Annotated in this window: 17 protein-coding genes and 2 pseudogenes; 6 read left to right on the top strand and 13 right to left on the bottom strand. The window is 58.3% G+C overall.

The window, feature by feature from the left end:
• The first annotated feature begins 176 nt into the window (after nt 1-176).
• On the top strand, nt 177-1232 hold the full coding sequence (locus BKX96_RS16510; protein ID WP_077184733.1) for an HAD family hydrolase: 1056 nt from the start codon (nt 177-179) through the stop codon (nt 1230-1232).
• A 464-nt stretch (nt 1233-1696) separates the two neighbouring features.
• Complete coding sequence (locus BKX96_RS16500) at nt 1697-1984, top strand: DUF6124 family protein (RefSeq protein ID WP_077184729.1); 288 nt, start codon at nt 1697-1699, stop codon at nt 1982-1984.
• 195 nt (nt 1985-2179) lie between these two features.
• Here BKX96_RS16500 and ilvD read toward each other — a convergent pair whose 3' ends face one another.
• From ilvD to BKX96_RS16460, 8 genes and pseudogenes are all read right to left on the bottom strand, one after another.
• Complete coding sequence (gene ilvD, locus BKX96_RS16495; protein WP_046818369.1) at nt 2180-4021, bottom strand: dihydroxy-acid dehydratase; 1842 nt, start codon at nt 4019-4021, stop codon at nt 2180-2182.
• 249 nt (nt 4022-4270) lie between these two features.
• Nucleotides 4271-4348 (bottom strand): annotated as a pseudogene (locus tag BKX96_RS33420) (outer membrane lipoprotein carrier protein LolA); the annotation flags it as partial.
• A 47-nt stretch (nt 4349-4395) separates the two neighbouring features.
• Complete coding sequence (locus BKX96_RS16485; RefSeq protein WP_077184725.1) at nt 4396-4854, bottom strand: REP-associated tyrosine transposase; 459 nt, start codon at nt 4852-4854, stop codon at nt 4396-4398.
• Nucleotides 4855-5007: 153 nt separating this feature from the next.
• Nucleotides 5008-6234: an MFS transporter gene (locus BKX96_RS16480; RefSeq protein WP_077184723.1), complete on the bottom strand. Its 1227-nt coding sequence runs from the start codon at nt 6232-6234 to the stop codon at nt 5008-5010.
• On the bottom strand, nt 6227-7204 hold the full coding sequence (locus BKX96_RS16475) for a diiron oxygenase (protein WP_077185146.1): 978 nt from the start codon (nt 7202-7204) through the stop codon (nt 6227-6229). The genes BKX96_RS16480 and BKX96_RS16475 overlap by 8 nt, the downstream gene beginning before the upstream one ends.
• Before the next feature lie 21 nt (nt 7205-7225).
• A pseudogene (locus BKX96_RS16470) lies at nt 7226-8278 on the bottom strand (SagB family peptide dehydrogenase); the annotation flags it as partial.
• 410 nt (nt 8279-8688) lie between these two features.
• The gene (locus tag BKX96_RS16465; protein WP_077184721.1) at nt 8689-9885 is read right to left on the bottom strand and encodes a class I SAM-dependent rRNA methyltransferase; all 1197 of its coding nucleotides are present in this window, start codon (nt 9883-9885) and stop codon (nt 8689-8691) included.
• A 176-nt stretch (nt 9886-10061) separates the two neighbouring features.
• Complete coding sequence (locus tag BKX96_RS16460) at nt 10062-10601, bottom strand: type 1 glutamine amidotransferase domain-containing protein (RefSeq protein ID WP_077184720.1); 540 nt, start codon at nt 10599-10601, stop codon at nt 10062-10064.
• 207 nt (nt 10602-10808) lie between these two features.
• Between BKX96_RS16460 and BKX96_RS16455 the strand changes: the two genes are divergently transcribed.
• The 3 genes from BKX96_RS16455 to BKX96_RS16445 are packed head-to-tail and all read left to right on the top strand — an operon-like array spanning nt 10809 to nt 12852.
• Complete coding sequence (locus BKX96_RS16455; RefSeq protein WP_179092158.1) at nt 10809-11624, top strand: HDOD domain-containing protein; 816 nt, start codon at nt 10809-10811, stop codon at nt 11622-11624.
• A 42-nt stretch (nt 11625-11666) separates the two neighbouring features.
• Nucleotides 11667-12479 carry a bifunctional DNA-formamidopyrimidine glycosylase/DNA-(apurinic or apyrimidinic site) lyase gene (gene mutM, locus BKX96_RS16450; protein ID WP_077184718.1) on the top strand — a complete coding sequence of 271 codons (813 nt, stop codon included), beginning with the start codon at nt 11667-11669 and terminating at the stop codon, nt 12477-12479.
• 52 nt (nt 12480-12531) lie between these two features.
• Nucleotides 12532-12852 (top strand): hypothetical protein, encoded by a 321-nt coding sequence (locus BKX96_RS16445; RefSeq protein ID WP_046818362.1) that lies wholly within the window; start codon nt 12532-12534, stop codon nt 12850-12852.
• Nucleotides 12853-12914: 62 nt separating this feature from the next.
• Here BKX96_RS16445 and BKX96_RS16440 read toward each other — a convergent pair whose 3' ends face one another.
• The 5 genes from BKX96_RS16440 to BKX96_RS16420 all read right to left on the bottom strand — a co-directional run bounded on the left by BKX96_RS16440 (nt 12915) and on the right by BKX96_RS16420 (nt 17623).
• Nucleotides 12915-13166: a YfhL family 4Fe-4S dicluster ferredoxin gene (locus BKX96_RS16440; RefSeq protein ID WP_003195146.1), complete on the bottom strand. Its 252-nt coding sequence runs from the start codon at nt 13164-13166 to the stop codon at nt 12915-12917.
• 183 nt (nt 13167-13349) lie between these two features.
• A complete protein-coding gene (gene coaD / locus BKX96_RS16435) occupies nt 13350-13829 on the bottom strand; it encodes a pantetheine-phosphate adenylyltransferase (protein WP_046818361.1) in 480 nt (159 codons plus the stop codon).
• 115 nt (nt 13830-13944) lie between these two features.
• Nucleotides 13945-15540: a GMC family oxidoreductase gene (locus BKX96_RS16430; protein WP_046818360.1), complete on the bottom strand. Its 1596-nt coding sequence runs from the start codon at nt 15538-15540 to the stop codon at nt 13945-13947.
• A 78-nt stretch (nt 15541-15618) separates the two neighbouring features.
• Nucleotides 15619-16164 carry a hypothetical protein gene (locus BKX96_RS16425; protein ID WP_046818359.1) on the bottom strand — a complete coding sequence of 182 codons (546 nt, stop codon included), beginning with the start codon at nt 16162-16164 and terminating at the stop codon, nt 15619-15621.
• 28 nt (nt 16165-16192) lie between these two features.
• A complete protein-coding gene (locus BKX96_RS16420) occupies nt 16193-17623 on the bottom strand; it encodes a coniferyl aldehyde dehydrogenase (protein ID WP_077184716.1) in 1431 nt (476 codons plus the stop codon).
• A 146-nt stretch (nt 17624-17769) separates the two neighbouring features.
• Between BKX96_RS16420 and BKX96_RS16415 the strand changes: the two genes are divergently transcribed.
• Nucleotides 17770-18438: a TetR/AcrR family transcriptional regulator gene (locus BKX96_RS16415; protein ID WP_046818357.1), complete on the top strand. Its 669-nt coding sequence runs from the start codon at nt 17770-17772 to the stop codon at nt 18436-18438.
• Nucleotides 18439-18470: the final 32 nt, after the last annotated feature.

Here is an 18470-nt window from a genome sequence, read left to right as displayed (position 1 = left end):
GCTTGATTTCCAATGAATTAATATCAAAAACGTCTGGCAGCTGTCGTTTTTGGAATAAGCGGGTGTCGCTCTCGGGGATGCAACTGACGCGATAGGCACGTTGGCGGTCGCTGACAGGCGAGGACTGTCACACTTATTTGTTAGCGTCGATGTCTTTCACTCAGGGAGAAACGCAGATGAAGTTCGCACCGAAATTTCTGGTCGCCGCACTTTGCCTGGGCCTCGCCGGCCAGGTACTCGCCACGGATCTGAAGCACTGGCCCGCCGATCAGGCCAAGGCGCTCGACGCGATGATCGCGGCCAACGCCAATAAGGGTAACTACGCGGTGTTCGACATGGACAACACCAGCTACCGCTACGACCTCGAAGAGTCGTTGCTGCCGTTCATGGAAAACAAGGGCCTGATCACCCGCGACAAACTCGACCCCTCCCTGAAACTGATGCCGTTCAAGGACACCGCCGACCACAAGGAAAGCCTGTTCAGCTACTACTACCGTCTCTGCGAGCTCGACGACATGGTGTGTTACCCATGGGTCGCGCAAGTGTTCTCCGGCTTCACGCTGCAGGAACTCAAGGGCTACGTCGACGAGATGATGGCGTCCGGCAAACCGGTGCCGGCCACTTACTACGAAGGCGACGTGGTCAAGAAACTCGACGTCAACCCGCCGAAAATCTTCACCGGCCAGCAAGAGCTGTACAACAAACTGATGGAGAACGGCATCGAGGTCTATGTCATGACCGCCGCCTCCGAAGAACTGGTGCGCATGGTCGCGGCCGATCCGAAGTACGGCTACAACGTCAAACCGCAGAACGTGATCGGTGTGTCGTTGCTGCTCAAGGACACCAAGACCGGTGAACTGACTACCGCGCGCAAGCAGATCACCGCTGGCAAATATGACGAGAAGGCCAACCTCGGCCTCGAACTGACTCCGTACCTGTGGACCCCGGCGACCTGGATGGCCGGCAAGCACGCAGCGATCCTGACCTACATCGACGAGTGGAAAAAACCGGTCCTGGTCGGCGGCGATACGCCCACCAGCGACGGCTACATGCTGTTCCACGGCGTCGACGTGGCCAAGGGCGGCATCCACCTGTGGGTCAACCGCAAGGACAAATACATGACCCAGATCCAGGGCATGATGGCCAAGAACGCCGCGGCCCAGGCCAAGGAAGGATTGCCGGTGACGGCGGATAAGAACTGGGTGGTCGTCACCCCGCAAGAAATTCAGTAAGACTGCGGCGCCTCCATCGCGAGCAAGCTCGCTCCCACAATAATCTCGGGTGAAACACAGATTGTGTGAACACCGAAGATCCACTGTGGGAGCGAGCTTGCTCGCGATGGGGCCAGTCGAGGCAATGAAAGCCTCTGCTTGATCAACTTCTTCCTACAGTCGCAACCTGCACGTTCTTGCGTAAGGGACTACGACTACTTCAGAATCCGCCGACTTGTGCGCCTGTTTGGCGGGTTCTATCTTCTGCGTATCGCTGGCCATCAGCGATCGGGTTTGGTAGCCCGGATTTTCCAGGCGCATGACTACACCTTCGGCAGGTTTTTTCGTCTCTGCTTCTATGGTGGTCATGCGTGGGGCGCTTTCGAGCGCGCCGGCTCCCTGGACCGGTCTACCAACCTGCGTATGGCTGCCACCTTTCGTTTGGTAGCGAAGGTGATAGCTCCTTACATCCAGGAGAATCATCAATGCTGAAAATTACCCCTGATCCACCGGACACCGACAACCTGTCCACCCAAATCAACACCATCCCGCGCAAACCCAGCCGAACCTTCATCATCGCCCCCGGCCTCGACACCGAAACCCTCCTGGCCCACGCCTGCGAATCCCTCGCCTCGGCCAATGTCATGGCCAGCGATTTCGCCGCACTGCTGGAAGGCTCTCAACGCAACACGATGCTGGGGATTGCCCAGGTCATCATGCTGGGCGAGCTGGCGGTGAACCAGGCGCTGGATAACCTCGACCCGCAGGATTAAGGCAGAGGGTCGTCCGAAGACGATGCTCACTGTAGGAGCGAGCTTGCTCGCGATAAACTCAAAGACTCCGTTGGGTGTCAGGTTTCCAGCGTTATCGTTGACGACCATCGCGAGCAAGCTTGCTCCTACAGGAGATCGGCGAACAAAAAAATACCCCGCACATGGCGGGGTATTTTTTTGTTCAACGCTTAAGCCTTACAGCCCATCAAGCATCGCCTTGTTACGCACAGCACCCTTGTCAGCACTGGTCGCCAGCAAAGCGTAGGCCTTCAACGCGGTGGTCACTTTACGTGGACGTACTTCCACCGGTTTCCAGCCTTTCTTGTCCTGCTCGACGCGGCGCGCTGCCAGTTCTTCGTCGCTGACCAACAGGTTGATCGAGCGGTTCGGAATGTCGATCAGCACTTTGTCGCCGTCCTGCACCAAACCAATCGCGCCGCCGGCAGCGGCCTCTGGCGAAGCGTGGCCGATGGACAGGCCCGAGGTGCCGCCGGAGAAGCGGCCGTCGGTGAGCAGGGCGCAGGCTTTGCCCAGGCCTTTGGATTTCAGGTACGAAGTCGGGTAGAGCATTTCCTGCATGCCCGGGCCGCCTTTCGGGCCTTCGTAGCGAATGATGACGATGTCGCCTTCCTTCACTTCATCGGCGAGGATGCCGCGTACGGCGCTGTCCTGGCTTTCGAAGATCTTCGCATTGCCTTCGAACACGTGGATCGACTCGTCGACGCCGGCGGTTTTCACCACGCAGCCGTCCAGGGCGATGTTTCCGTACAGTACGGCCAGGCCGCCTTCTTGCGAGTAAGCGTGCTCGACGCTGCGGATGCAGCCGTTTTCACGGTCGTCGTCCAGGGTGTCCCAACGGGTCGACTGGCTGAACGCGGTTTGCGTCGGGATGCCCGCAGGCCCGGCCTTGAAGAAGTGGTGCACGGCTTCGTCGGTGGTCTGGGTGATGTCCCACTTGGCAATGGCTTCTTCCATGCTGCGGCTGTGCACGGTCGGCAGCTGGGTGTGCAGCAATCCGCCACGGGCCAGCGAGCCGAGGATGCTGAAGATCCCGCCGGCACGGTGCACGTCTTCCATGTGGTATTTCTGGATGTTCGGCGCGACCTTGCACAGTTGCGGCACGTGACGGGACAGGCGGTCGATGTCGCGCAGGTCGAAATCGATCTCGGCTTCCTGGGCAGCGGCCAGCAAGTGCAGGATGGTGTTGGTGGAACCGCCCATGGCGATGTCCAGGGTCATGGCGTTTTCGAACGCCTGGAAGTTGGCAATGTTGCGTGGCAACACCGACTCGTCGTTCTCACCGTAGTAACGCTTGCACAGCTCGACGATGGTGCGCCCGGCCTGCAGGAACAGCTGCTCGCGGTCGCTGTGGGTGGCCAGAGTCGAACCGTTGCCCGGCAATGCCAGGCCCAGTGCCTCGACCAGGCAATTCATCGAGTTGGCGGTGAACATGCCGGAGCACGAACCGCAGGTCGGGCAGGCGCTACGCTCGTACTCAGCGACTTTCTCGTCAGAAGCGCTGGAGTCGGCGGCGATCACCATGGCGTCGACCAGGTCAAGACCGTGGCTGGCCAGTTTGGTCTTGCCGGCTTCCATAGGGCCGCCGGACACGAAGATCACCGGGATGTTCAGGCGCAAAGACGCCATCAGCATGCCAGGGGTGATCTTGTCGCAGTTGGAGATGCAGACGATGGCGTCGGCGCAGTGGGCATTGACCATGTACTCGACGGAGTCGGCGATGATCTCGCGGCTTGGCAGCGAATACAGCATGCCGTCGTGGCCCATGGCGATGCCGTCATCGACGGCGATGGTGTTGAATTCTTTTGCAACGCCGCCAGCGCGTTCGATCTCGCGGGCGACCAGTTGGCCCAGGTCTTTCAGGTGCACGTGGCCCGGTACGAACTGGGTGAAGGAGTTGGCAATGGCGATGATCGGCTTCTTGAAGTCGTCATCTTTCATCCCCGTTGCGCGCCACAGTGCGCGGGCGCCGGCCATGTTGCGGCCATGGGTGGATGTTTTCGAGCGGTAATCAGGCATGAAGCACTCCGGGCGGCTAATCAGGTATCAAAAGGGAAGTGAGCTTCTATTGACGTCTGGAACACTCAGAAATGGCCGTGTGTCCGGAAGTTGCCGATAACTTTGCGGGATCGCCGCGCGCTTCAGCTTGAGCTCATAAACCCGCCGGGGATGACTGGCGATGAATGTTCGCGATTCTACACGGCTGGCGGCTGGAGGGAATGCCTGCACGCGTGCAGGCAGCATCCACATGACGTGCGGACGGCCACTTGTAGGAGCGAGCCTGCTCGCGAAAAACCTGAGAGCGCCGCGGGGTGTCAGGCTTCCAGCGTTATCGTTGACGACCATCGCGAGCAATCGAGCGTCGACCGGCTGCTCCTACAGGGAGGCGTGTTTCATAGCCAGATGGCGTCCCATAGCGGGTAGTCGGCTATATGAGTTACAAGCCCGGCTCGCAAAGGGTTGGCGATGATGTATCGGGCTGCTGCTTTCAGATCTTCCTCTCGACGCAGGGCTCGGTCGAAATAGCCCTTCTGCCATACAGGGCTACAATGGCCTCGCTTCTGATTAATGAGTCGTGTGCAGCGGGATTTGGTGCTTTGCATCACTTTAGGTAAGTCACCGTTATGCAATTCAACTAGCCAGTGGAAGTGATCCGGCATGACTACCCAGGCGATAGACGTTACATAGCCGGCTTCCTGAGCCTTTCTAAATTCGTGCACCAACAAGCGGCCAGTGCACCAATCCTGGAAGACAGGCTGTCGTTCATGGGTGACGGCGCTCAGGTGATAGATGCGGCCGGATTGTGGGTGACGGCCTTTGCGTAATCGATGGGCTTTGGGCGTATCGGACATTCCATTGTCCTCTTCGATGATGTGAAGAGAAAACGGTAGGCGAGGGGTGAGCGGTTGTCGTTTCGACAGTGGATCAGGATGTGTCCTGCACCTCTAGGAGCGAGCCTGCTCGCGATGAGCTCGAGAACGCCGTGGGGCATCAGGTTCCCCGCGTTATCGTTGACGGCCATCGCGAACGAGCTGGCTCCTACAGGTGGTCCGGCGGTTGATCAATGCATTCAGGGTAAGAGCGGTGGTACTCAGCAGCAGGAAAGCCAGTGCCAATGTCGTTTGCAGATCGCTCCCGCTCAAGTTGATGAGGGCGCTGGCCAGGCCGCCGAAGATAAATACCAAGGTATTTCCGGCTGATGCGGAAGTGCCTGCGTTGGCAGGGAACACATCCATGGCTTTGGATGTGGCGATGGGACGGGCGATAGTCGTGCCAGCGGTGCAGATGATCATCGGGACCAAAACCGTCAGGGTCGAAAGCCCCAGCAAACCCGAGAGCAAAAGCATCACCAGCCCTGAAGCGAAAATCAGGCTCAGGCCGACGATAATTTGCGTATTCGCGGGTATCCGGCGGGCAAGTATCTGGGCGACAACGCCACCTATGATGTAAGCAGCACCATAAAGTAGAAGAGTCAGGGAGAACTCATAGGCCGACATGTGCAACTGATCCATAAAGATCAGCGGCGAGACGACAATGAAGGAAAAGTGGCAGGTGAAGGTGATTGCCGCGATCAACCAAAAGCCTATGAAGCCCGCATCAGCACACACCCGTCTGTATGAGTGAATGATGTTCTGGCGTGAGAATGCGACGGGACGTTCATTTTCCAGAAAGAAACACGCCTTCAGAAACACGGTGGCAGCCAATGCAATAAACAGGAAGAAGCTGCCGGGCCAGTCCAGAGCCTGTTGCAGCACGCTGCCCAATAATGGCGAGACGGAAATGAAAATCCCGCTGGCAGTGACCATTAGAATCCGCAGCTGATCCCGCTCCTGGCCCTCGAACAAGTCCTGGACTAGGGCCTGTGAGAGCACGAAGCAGCCGCAGCCGAGTGCCTGGACTACCCGGAACATCAAAAACCAGGTGTATTCGGTCGACAGGACGCATCCTGTTGCGCCAATGATTGAAACCGCCATTCCAGCAAGCAGCAAGCCCTTGCGCCCTATTGCATCCGAAAGAGGTCCGATCAGTAGTTGAGATATTGAGATACCGATAGCAAACACGCTGATAGAAAACGCAATGTCGGCCGGTGAGGTCTGGAAGTATTTTGCCAAGGCCGGGAACGATGGTAGCAGGACATCGAGAGGGAAGACTCCGAGCAACACCATCGTCATCAAAAGAACGACCGCTGCCCAGCGTTTTTTTGCGCTTGCGTCATATTTTTCATTATTCATCGAAAAGTCCTGCCGTGGAGAAAACTTGCAGATTGGCAGGCAGATCGAAGAGTCCTGCCTTTTTCAATGCTTGCAGGGTCGCACCTGCACCTGACCGAACGCGGAGAAGAAGTGCGTTATCACTTGTCACATCGGATAATATTTCCGCGACAGTCAATTCATCCAGGCAAACACCCCGTAGGCTTTCGCCAAGCCAGTACTCATCAACTTCAAAGAAAATAAACAGTATTTCCAAGAGCAACTTGGTGGCGATAGTACGTTGTTCGCAGCTCAGGTGTACCCATAGATAATGGAACGCCTCGCAAAAGTAGCGACTGTGTAGCGCCTCGTCGGCGAGATGGTCTCTGAGCATTTCCTGAACGCTGCACACTAAGGTGTGGCGGCATACATCCAGCAGTTCCTTGGCGATGATCGTCTCCGACACAAAGCCAACGAGAAACCACGTCAGTGCTTTGTGCTTGTCCGGTGTACGGTCGATCAGGGCGTTCAGTCGTGTTATTCGCTTGGGCATTACTGGCCGATCAGTCATTCCATAAAAGTCAGAAATTTGCTCGGCGAGATCATTGGAGAACAGCGCGTGATAACCCTCATCGGTATAGAGCTGCAGCGCGGCCGTTTTCATTCGTTTTGGAATGGAGATACCGAGTTCGTTGTGGACGATGGTTTCGACTGATCGGTTGACGATGCGGTGTTCAATCAGAGTGGTATAATCAAGGAAATACACCAAATGGTTTGCAGATAAACGATGAGTAAGAGCTATACCTGCTGCTTTGATCGCCGAGTGATTCAGGTAAGGGAGAAATGCCGGCGGAAACCAGCATCGGGTTTCTAGTTGTTTTTCTATGTCCGAAGGCAATAGATAGCAGTGCTCGCTGGTTCGTACCGAAGCTCGGGTGTTCCAGTCGCCTAGGGTGAAGCGCTGGGAACACAAGGGGGAGTCGGAGGACGGTTTTATAAAGGAGGTAGTCATTAATCTTGCCCCCCCCCCACCCAGCAATAATTTCAATTCCGCGCACATCACTTGCCCGTCGCTCTTGCCGCATCCAACAAAGAACAATGGTTGCTCTGGATTCTCTTCAAGTCCCAACAACGCGTCGACCTGATCGTCCGTCAATGCACCGGTCAACCAAGTTTTCAGTCCCAGAGAAGTTGCAACCAATTGGAAGGTCTGTGAAATGTGACCTGCTTCGACGTAGGCCATTCGGTAGGCTCGGGAGTGCTCATATTTCCACCATAGTTTGTCGAATCGACAGGTGATGAATAGTCCGACTGGCAAGTTATTTATGAAATGTTGCCCGCATAGTAGGTGCCCTAAACGCTGAGAAGGTAAGGACCTGACGAAACTCAGCGCGTGCTCTTTGGGGTGATAGGCGTAGAGGCCGGGTTTCAATCCGGCAACGTGTTGAACCTGAAGAAAGCCTTCACAAGCGTTTAGCCCGCCGCCGGATGGGCTACTTCGTCGAGCTTGGAGGCCTTCGGCAACAATTTCGTCAATGTCGTTCGTGCGTTCATGCAAATAGCCGAGTGACAGGTAAAGCAGCGTACTGACCGCCGCCAGGGAAATGGCTTCACCGGTGAAGATGCGGCAGGTTTTTCGGTCGATCAGGACGTTTGCGAGGGAGGCTACTGGCAGGGACGGCTTCGGAAGGGCAATCAGTTCGCGCGCCACGCATTCCGAGAATCTGTCTCGAGGGGTGGGGGTGTTGAGTACCGTTGTACAATGGTCGAGATATTGTCTTGACCATTGATGAATATCTTGGGGGACGTGATCGCAAGGGATGTTTTTAGTGCCAATATGAAATATTTTTGATAGTTCATCCCAGCCCCATTCAATGTGTTCGGGTGTGGAATTTGTAAGGATTCCCGCGCTAAGAAGCTGAGTGTCAATGGTATTTAAAGTGTCAAATTTTTTTGGGTTGTTAATTAACTCGGAAAGTCTGGTTGAGTACTCAAGATTTAGTTCAAACTGTTTGTGATTTTTGTAATCCCAAACTATCTGACAGGGTGCGCGGGGAATTATGAACAAATGAGGATTAATCTGCATTTTGGTGGTTCTCTGGAAAGGAACTCAAAGAACGCTGGGTAGCCGGCACTCCCCAGCGCCTCATTTACTTAACGGGCTTTTGAGGAAACCAAAAAAGCCAGGTTGGCGATGGTGGAAGCTTCCAGAGTAATTGATTTCATGTTGAAACTCCTTTTTATTTTTAAGTAAGTGTCACTTCGTAGTGACAACTTAATCATAGATATTAGTTTGATTTTTTCAATGAAATATTATGTAAGGATTTTCTGGTAATCATGTCGGAGTAGTCCTACAGTTAGGTGGCATTTCTAAATACTGTAAAAAATGCACAAGAATTTAGAGGTGCCCGTTTCACTAGGACTGATGGATTAGGAGAGTTGAGGGGAACTAAAAAAAGAAGGGAGCCGATGGGCTCCCTTTTTATGCGGGTCTAATCAACTGTTCGGCAGCAACCGGCAGGTAATGCTCTTGATGTAACGCGTCTCGGCAATCGCCGGATGCACCGGATGATCCGGCCCCTGGCCGCCACGTTCCAGCATCTGGATATTGCGGTCCAGGTGGCGGGCGCTGGTCAGCAGGATGTTCTGCAGGTCGTCTTCCGGCAGGTGCATCGAGCACGATGCACTGACCAGGATGCCGTCCTTGGTGAGCAGGCGCATGGCTTGCTCGTTCAGGCGGCGGTAGGCGCCTTCGCCGTTTTTCATGTCTTTCTTGCGTTTGATGAACGCTGGCGGGTCGGCCACGATCACGTCGAAGCGTTCTTCGCTGGCTTTCAGTTCTTTCAGGGCTTCGAAGACGTCGCCTTCGATGCAGGTCATTTTCTCGGCGAAACCGTTCAGCGCGGCGTTGCGCTCGACGCCGTCGAGGGCGAAGGCCGAGGCGTCGACGCAGAACACTTCACTGGCGCCGAACGCGGCCGCTTGCACGCCCCAGCCGCCGATGTAGCTGTACAGGTCGAGTACGCGCTTGCCCTTGGCGTAGGGCGCCAGGCGTGCGCGGTTCATGCGGTGGTCGTAGAACCAGCCGGTTTTCTGGCCCTGGATGACCGGCGCTTCGAATTTCACGCCGTTCTCTTCCAGCGCGACCCACTCCGGCACCAGGCCGAAGACGGTTTCGACATAGCGAGTAAGGCCTTCGGCGTCACGGGCGGCGGAGTCGTTCTTGAACAGGATTCCGCTTGGCTTGAGCACCTGGGTCAGTGCCGCGATCACGTCGTCTTTATGGGCTTCCATGGTCGCCGAGGCGATCTGCACCACCAGGATGTCGCCGAAACGGTCGACCACCAGGCCTGGCAGCAGGTCGGAATCGCCGTAGACCAGGCGATAGAACGGCTTGTCGAACAGGCGCTCGCGCAGCGACAGGGCCACGTTAAGGCGATGCACCAGCAGCGACTTGTCGAGCGGCAGCTTGATGTCACGCGACAGCAGGCGCGCGCAGATCAGGTTGTTCGGGCTCATGGCGACGATGCCCAGCGGCTTGCCGCCGGCGGCTTCGAGGATCGCCTGGTCGCCGGCCTTGAAGCCGTGCAATGGGGTGGCAGCCACATCGATTTCGTTGCTGTAGACCCACAGGTGACCGTTGCGCAGGCGACGGTCGGCGTTGGCTTTTAGGCGCAGGCTAGGCAGGGACATGACGTCGCTCCGGAAAAAAGAGCGGGAGTATAGCGTGTTGAGGGTCGTGGCGGGTTCGAAGGGCGATGAAACGCTGCTGGCCCTATCGTCGGAACGCCGCCGGAGCCGGCTCGCTCCCACTGGGGGAGCGCATTCCAGTGTGGGAGCGAGCCTGCTCGCGAAGGCGGTTTCGGGTACTACGCCGACAACAACTGAATCAACTCACGGTTGAACGCTGGAATGTCATCCGGCTGGCGGCTGCTGATCAGTGTTCCGTCGGTGACCACTTCCTTGTCGACCCAATGGGCGCCGGCATTCACCAGGTCGTCCTTTAGCGTCTTGTAGCTGGTCATGGTCTTGCCGTTGACCAATCCAGCCGAAACCAACAGCCAGCCGCCATGACAGATGACCGCAATTGGCTTGCCGGCCGAGGTGCCCATCTTGACCAGGTGTTGGGCATCCTGGTCGATGCGGATGGTGTCGGAGTTCTGCACACCGCCAGGCAGGACCACTGCATCGTATTCTTCGATACTGGCCGAGCGGAATGTCCGGTCAACCTTGAAGTCGTCCGCCGGTTTATCGTGGTTCCAGCCTTTGACCTGACCTTCCTTCGCTGAAAGTATGTCGACCTGGGCACCCGCCTGCTCCAGCGCTTCTTTCGGTCCGGTCAGCTCAACCTGCTCGAAACCATGGGTCACCAGTATCGCGACGCGCTTGCCATTCAGGGAATTGGACATGAAAAAGCTCCTGACTTGAGAGAGTGATTTGCCCGTGAGCGTTACAAACTCCGAAGCCAGGTCGTGAATGAAAGTTCCTGCGATGTGCTCGCTGGTATGTCGGATCCAATGTCATAAAGGTTAGAATCTGCGCCTGTCCCAGAGTGTGTACTTATGTCCCAAGAGCTGACGCCCGAACAAATCCAGCAATCCCTGCAAGGCATCAGTGTGCCGGCCCAGCCGCAGATCATGGTGGATCTGCAGATGGAGCAGTACATGCCCGACCCGGATCTGGACGTGATCGCGAAGCTCATTTCCCAGGACCCGGGGCTCTCTGGCTCCCTGCTGAAAATCGTCAACTCGCCGTATTACGGCCTGAGCAACAAGATCGCCTCGATCCAGCGCGCGGTGAACCTGCTGGGCAGCCGTTCGATCATCAACCTGATCAACGCGCAGTCGATCAAGGGCGAGATGAACGACGACACTATCGTCACCCTGAACCGGTTCTGGGACACCGCCCAGGACGTGGCGATGACCTGCCTGACCCTGGCCAAGCGCATTGGCGCCCAGGCCGGCGATGAAGCCTATGCCCTTGGGCTGTTCCACGACTGCGGCGTGCCGCTGATGTTGCAGCGGTTCCCCAACTACATGAGCGTGCTGGAACAGGCCTATGCCAACGCCGGTCCCGATTGCCGGGTGGTGGATACCGAGAACCAGACGTTCAACACCAACCACGCCGTGGTCGGCTACTACACGGCCAAGTCCTGGCGCCTGCCGGATCACGTATCTGCCGCGATCGCCAATCATCACAATGCCCTGGCGATATTCAGTGACGAGTCGTCGCGCAACAGCGCCCTGAAGAATCTTTTGGCGATCCTGAAAATGGCCGAGCATATTTGTGCGTCCTACCGGGTGTTGGGCAACCAGGCCGAAGACCACGAGTGGGACAGCATCGGGCATTTGGTGCTCGATTACGTCGGTCTCTCGGATTACGATTTCGAAACCCTCAAGCAGACGATTCGCGATCTCGGCACCCACCGCTGAGGGATGAATCTCTTCTCACCGAGCGCCTGATTCGAGAACCCCATGCCTGAACTGCCAGAAGTCGAAACCACCCGCCGCGGGATTGCGCCGCACCTGGAAGGCCAGCGCGTCAGCCGGGTGATCGTGCGTGATCGCCGTTTGCGCTGGCCGATCCCCGAAGACCTCGATGTGCGTTTGTCCGGCCAGCGCATCGTGCTGGTGGAACGGCGCGCCAAATACCTGTTGATCAATGCCGAGGTCGGCACCTTGATCAGCCATTTGGGCATGTCGGGGAATTTGCGCCTGGTGGAAGTCGGCCTGCCGGCGGCCAAGCATGAGCATGTGGATATCGAACTGGAGTCGGGCCTGGCCTTGCGCTACACCGACCCGCGGCGGTTCGGTGCGATGCTGTGGAGCCTCGATCCGCTCAATCATGAGTTGCTGATTCGCCTGGGGCCTGAGCCGTTGACCGACCTGTTCGACGGCGAGCGGCTGTTCCAGCAGTCGAGGGGGCGTTCGATGGCGGTCAAGCCGTTCATCATGGATAACGCGGTGGTGGTTGGGGTCGGCAATATCTATGCGACCGAAGCCTTGTTCGCCGCCGGTATCGACCCGCGTCGCGAAGCCGGGAGCATTTCCCGGGCGCGGTACCTGAAGCTGGCGATCGAGATCAAGCGCATCCTGGCGGCCGCCATCGAGCGCGGCGGTACCACCTTGCGCGACTTTATCGGCGGGGACGGGCAGCCGGGCTACTTCCAGCAGGAGCTGTTCGTGTATGGCCGTGGGGCCGAGCCCTGCAAGGTTTGTGGTACGCAACTGCGTGAAACAAAACTCGGGCAGCGCGCCAGCGTTTTTTGCCCGCGCTGTCAGCGCTGAAGACCCGACGGTCTATAGTCAAAGTTCCCATTGACTCGCGAAGGACCGCGCCATGAACCTGATTCGAACCTTTGTCGTCACCCTGCTGCTGAGCATCGGCACCCCTGCCGTCGCCAGCAGCGGCAGCGGTGATCCGTTGTATAGCATCCAGAATCCTCCTGCCTACGCGATGATCGGCGACCTGCTGATTGCCCGGCCTTTGTTGGTCGTGGCGACCGTAATCGGCACCGGGGCGTTCGTCGTTTCGTTGCCGTTCACTGCGTTCAGTGGTGGCGTAGGCGATGCAGGTCAGGCGCTGGTGGTCGACCCGGCAAAAGCGGCGTTCGCACGGTGCCTGGGGTGTATCGGGGAGGGGTTTGAGCGGCAGGAGTGATTCAAGAGCAAAAGATCGCAGCCTGCGGTAGCTCCAACAGCAGGTGGCGATCTTTATGGGACTTACGCCTTGCCGGTAATCTTGCGGTACTTCTCCATCAACTGCTCTTCAGTCTCTGGGTGCGCTTCGTCCAGGGGAATGCAATCCACCGGGCAAACCTGCTGGCACTGCGGTTCGTCGTAGTGGCCGACGCACTGGGTGCACAGGTTAGGGTCGATCACGTAGATTTCTTCGCCCTGGGAAATAGCGGCGTTGGGGCACTCGGGTTCGCAGACGTCGCAGTTGATGCAATCGTCGGTGATGATCAGGGACATGCTAGCTCCAGCCGGGGCGGCAGGCCCGGGCGCAATAAATCAATGCGCGTAATTGTGCCGCATTGGCGCCCGTATTGCACCCGGGCGCGACGTTCTGCAGGAGCCGGCTTGCTGGCGATCAAGACAGCGCGGTGCACCTGACACACCGCCATCACCAGCAAGCCGGCTCCTGCAGTCCGGGTATTATTTCTTGAAGCGTTGTGTCAGGGCGTCCGCCACCACCGGGTGCACGAACTTGGTGATATCACCGCCCAAGGCCGCAATTTCACGCACCAGCGTCGAGGAAATGAACGAGTAACGCTCAGACGGGGTTAGAAACAGGCTTTCCACATCCGGGGCCAGCTGGCGGTTCATGTTGGCCAGCTGGAATTCGTATTCGAAGTCCGACACTGCGCGCAAGCCACGCAGGAACACGTTGGCATTCTTCTCTTTGGCAAAGTGCGCCAACAGGGTCGAGAAACCGACGACTTCTACGTTCGGCAGATGTTTGGTGACCTCGCGGGCCAGCTCCACACGCTGTTCCAGGGGAAACAGCGGGTTTTTCTTCGGGCTGGCGGCGACAGCAATGATCACGTGATCGAACAGGCGCGAGGCGCGTTCGACCAGATCGCCGTGGCCCTTGGTAATAGGGTCGAAGGTACCTGGGTACAACACTCGGTTCATCGCGTCGTCCTGGCGGGAGTGCGTTAGGGACTCGGATGGTATCGCAGCCTAACCGGTCGGCCAAGTCGCCTGTTGGGTAAGAAAGCACTATAGACGACCAGGATAATCGTCTTTTTCATGGGTTTTTTAAACGATCGGCCAGTGAAGTCGCCAGTTGCGCCGTCAGCCCATAGACCGACAACTGCGGGTTTGCGCCAATGCTGGTGGGGAACAGCGAGCCGTCGTGAATCGACAGATTGGCCAATTGATGATGCCGGCCGAGGCTGTCGGTGACGGCATTTTTCGGGTCTTCGCCCATTGCACATCCGCCCATCACGTGGGCACTGCCCAGCCGCGTGCGATACAACTCCAGGCTCAAGCTGTCGATCAAGGTGCGTGCTTCGGCGAGGGTGTTCACATAACGCGCGTCGGCATGCATCGGCATCACGGCCCTGGCGCCGCCAGCGAACTGGATCTCGGCCATGCTGTGGAAGGCCCGGCGCAAACCGTCCCAGGCATAGGCAGACACCTGATAATCGAGCACGGGTGTGTCGTCGCCACGTAACTGGACGCTGCCGCCCTGGCTGTCGGGGTGAAAACCGTCGCGCAGCAGCGCGAGCATGGCATGGGTATGCGGCAAGTTGGCCATATGCTGCCCATTTTCCTGGCCGAAACCACCGAGCAGCGTCGACGCCAGCGCCGGGTGCAGCGGTGGAACCTCCAGTTTGTAGGCCATTTTGCCGGTGGTGCCGTCCTGCCATTGGAAATGGTCGGAATAGATCGATTGCGGCGCCCCGTAGAAGGGGTTGACCACCTCGTCGAACAACGCGGCGGACATGTTCACCGGATGCAGGAAGGTGCGCTTGCCCACGCGTTGGTGCGGGTCGGGCGCCCCGGAGCGCATCAGCAATGCCGGGCTGTTGATCCCGCCGCCCGCCAGCACGTAATGCCGCGCCTTGACCGTGATCTTGCGGCCGGTGGGCTCGACGCAACGCTCATCCATCGCCACGCATTGCAGGCCGGTGACCTTGTCGCCGCCGATCAATAGTTTCTCGGCGCGGGCCAGATAAAGCAGCTCGCCGCCGTTTTCCAGGGTGGCCGGAATGGTCGTCACCATCATCGATTGCTTGGCATTGGTCGGGCAGCCCATGCCGCAGTAGCCAAGGTTCCAGCAGCCGCGCACATTGCGCGGGATGACATGCCAGCTGTAACCGAGCTTTTCGCAGCCCTTGCGGATCACATCGTTGTTGGCATTGGGCGGCACCATCCATGGAGCGACGCCCAGGCGCTGCTCCATTTTTTCGAACCAGGGCGCCATCTCGGCAGGGGAGTGGCCTTTCACGTTGTGCTCCCTGGCCCAGTGTTCGAGCGTCGGCTCTGGCGTTCGAAAGCTCGACGTCCAGTTGATCAGCGTCGTGCCGCCCACCGCCCGACCCTGGAGGATGGTGATCGCGCCGTCCTTGCTCATGCGGCCGATGCCTTCCTGATAGAGGCTGGCGTAGGCCTGGTCTTCGAGCAACTTGAAGTCGCTGCTGGTCTTGAGCGGACCTTCCTCGATCAGCAGCACCTTGTAACCGGCCGCGCTGAGGATTTCGGCCGTGGTTCCGCCGCCGGCACCGCTGCCGATGATCGCCACATCCGCTTCGAGGGTCAGATCCTGGGTCAGTTGCGAGCCGTTGTGGGTTTTCCAGCCACGGGCCATGCCTTCGCGGAACGGGTCGGGTACGGGCATCTTGAGGTTCTCTTTTTATTATCGGAAGGCACGGTCAAATGTGGGAGCGAGCCTGCTTGCGAAGGGGGCGACGCGGTCTCAAACCGTCGGCGGCCCCGGATACCCGCAATGGGCCCACGATTCCTTGCGGCCATACCAGGCCATCATCACCAGTTGCACCAATGAGCTGTGGCCCATGCGCAGCAGGCTCAACGAGCTGTTTTCCCAGCGATCGAGGAAGTGCCGGATATCCTCGGCAGCGGCGTTTTCCCAGCTGCCCCAGATCCCGGTCAACGGTCCGCGGGTGACGGCCATGCCGAGCACGTCGAACAATTGTCGGGTGAGCTTGAGCATTTCCGGCGACAGGTGATCGAGGTTGTAATCCAGGCTTTTCAGGGTGCCCTCGACAGCGTCGGGCCTCTGCTGGGCAGTCACGGCGCCCTCAAGCAGCACCGGGACAAGGGCGCGCAGAAATGCCAGGTCGCCGCTGCGCAACGCGGTGAACCCACTGGCAGGCGCGCCCGATGAGCAACCGGTCAGACTGGCCCCTAACCCGGCAGTGGCAAGAAAGGCGCTTGCGCCGAGGCTGAATTTGAGCAGGCCGCGCCGTGACAGCGCGGGTGTATCGGACAGGCTGGGGTGCATTATTGTTATTACCCGAGGGTGATCATCGTTAGCGGATAAACAGCTTCTGGATCAGTTTCTGAATGGATTTGCCGTAGGGCGGGTAGATCAGCTTCGCCGCGTTGAATCGCTGCTTGATCAGCACCCCCTTGGCCTTGCTGAAAGTCAGGAAGCCTTCGTGGCCGTGGTAGTGGCCCATACCTGAAGCGCCGATGCCGCCGAACGGCATGTCATCCTGAGCAACGTGCAACAGGGTGTCGTTGAGGCAGACACCGCCGGAATGGGTCTCGTTGAGCACGCGCTTCTGTTCGCGCTTGTCGTAGCCGAAGTAGTACAGAGCCAGTGGGCGAGGGCGTTGGTTGATGTAGGCAAACGCCTGGTCCAGATGCTTGTACGGCACGATCGGCAGCAACGGGCCGAAGATTTCGTCCTGCATCACCGTCATGTCGTCGCTGACGTTGAGCAGCAGGCTATGGCCCATGCGGCGGCCCTGGCACTGATCGAACAGGGGAATCATCTGTGCACCCTTGCTGGTAGCGTCGCTGATGTAGCCGTTCAGTCGCGCCAGTTGTCGGTCATTGATGATCGCGGTGTAGTCCGGGTTGTCGGCGAGGGTCGGATAAAAACCGCGAACTGCCTGCCGATAGGCTTCCACAAAAGCGTCGACGCGCTCTTCGGGCACCAGCACGTAATCCGGGGCCACGCAGGTCTGGCCGGCATTAAGGGTCTTGCCGAAAGCGATGCGTTCGGCGGCATCCTTGAGCGGTACGTCCTTGGAAACAATGGCCGGGGACTTGCCGCCCAGTTCCAGCGTGACTGGCGTCAGGTTTTCCGCCGCGGCGCGCATCACGTGTTTGCCGATGCTGGTCGCGCCAGTGAACAGCAGGTGGTCGAAGGGCAGGCGCGAAAACGCCACGCCGATATCGGCTTCGCCCAGCACCACGCAGACCAGGTCTTCGGGGAAGATCCGTGCGAACAATGCCTTGAGCAACAAACCGGTGGCTGGGGTCGATTCACTGAGCTTGAGCATCACCCGGTTACCCGCCGACAACGCGCCGACCAAAGGCCCGATGGCCAGGTACAAAGGATAGTTCCACGGCACGATCACCCCGACCACGCCCAATGGTTGGTAGACCACTTTCGCCGAGGCCGGCTGGAAGGCAACACCGACCTTGCGTCGCGACGCGCGCATCCAGTTCTTGAGGTGGCGACTGGCGTAGTGAATGCCGTGCAGGCTGGGCATCAGTTCGGCGAGCAGGGTTTCATCGGCACTGCGGTGGCTGAAATCCTGGCTGATCGCATCGATCAGGGCCTGACGTTCGTTGTTCAGCAAATCCCGCAATGACTTGAGCCATTGCTGGCGCTGGGCTTCGGGTGGCATCGGGTTGGCGGCATAGGCCGCGCGCTGGACGTCGAACAGGGCCTGGAGCTCTTCCAAAGGCTGCTGAATGTTTTGCAGGTAGGAAATGTCAGCAGTCATGGTGGGCTCCGGATTTATTGTAATGCGGTCATTTTTAGAGTCTATACTCTAAAAAGTCAAATGCCATCCTCGGCATCGCTTTGTTTTATCCGCTGGCGGTAGGTCGTAAGATGCCTCTCAACGCACTCTGAATTTAAGCTCAAGCCATGGCCCCAAGGATCAAAACCAGCGAGCGCATCGTGCAGAACAGCCTGGAGCTGTTCAACCAGCAGGGCGAGCGCAGCATCAGCACCAACCACATCGCCGCCCATATGGAGATCTCTCCGGGCAACCTGTACTACCACTTCCCTAACAAGCAGGCGATCATCGCCGTGCTGTTCAGTGAGTATGAGAGCCTGGTGGACAGTTTCCTGCGTCCGCCACAGGGGCGCGAAGCCACGGTGGAGGACAAGCGTTTCTACCTCAAGGAGCTGTTGTCAGCCATGTGGCGCTACCGGTTCCTGCACCGGGATCTGGAGCACTTGCTCGACAGTGACCCGGAGCTGGCGGCTCGCTACCGGCGCTTTTCCCAGCGTTGCGTGATTCAGGGCGCTGCCATCTACGAAGGTTTTGTCGCTGCTGGCATCCTGAAGATGGATCGGGTGCAGATCGAGTCCCTGACGATCAATGCCTGGATCATCCTCACCTCCTGGGTACGTTTTTTGTGCACCACGCGGGAAAACTCCAGCCACCTCAGCGAGCAGGCCATCAAGCGCGGCGTCTACCAGGTGCTGGTGCTGGAGGCGGGTTTCGTCACGGATCAATCTCGTGATGCGGTCGCTGCGCTGTTTGAAGAGTTTTACGTGCCGCTGGCCCAGGCGCTGGAAGACGTATGAGATAAAGCCTGCCGCAGGATCGAAAATCGCCC

Source organism: Pseudomonas putida (assembly GCF_001976065.1).
GTDB lineage: Bacteria > Pseudomonadota > Gammaproteobacteria > Pseudomonadales > Pseudomonadaceae > Aquipseudomonas > Aquipseudomonas serbica.
Note: the sequence above shows the minus strand (reverse complement) of the source record. Positions and strands in the feature narration are given on the sequence as shown.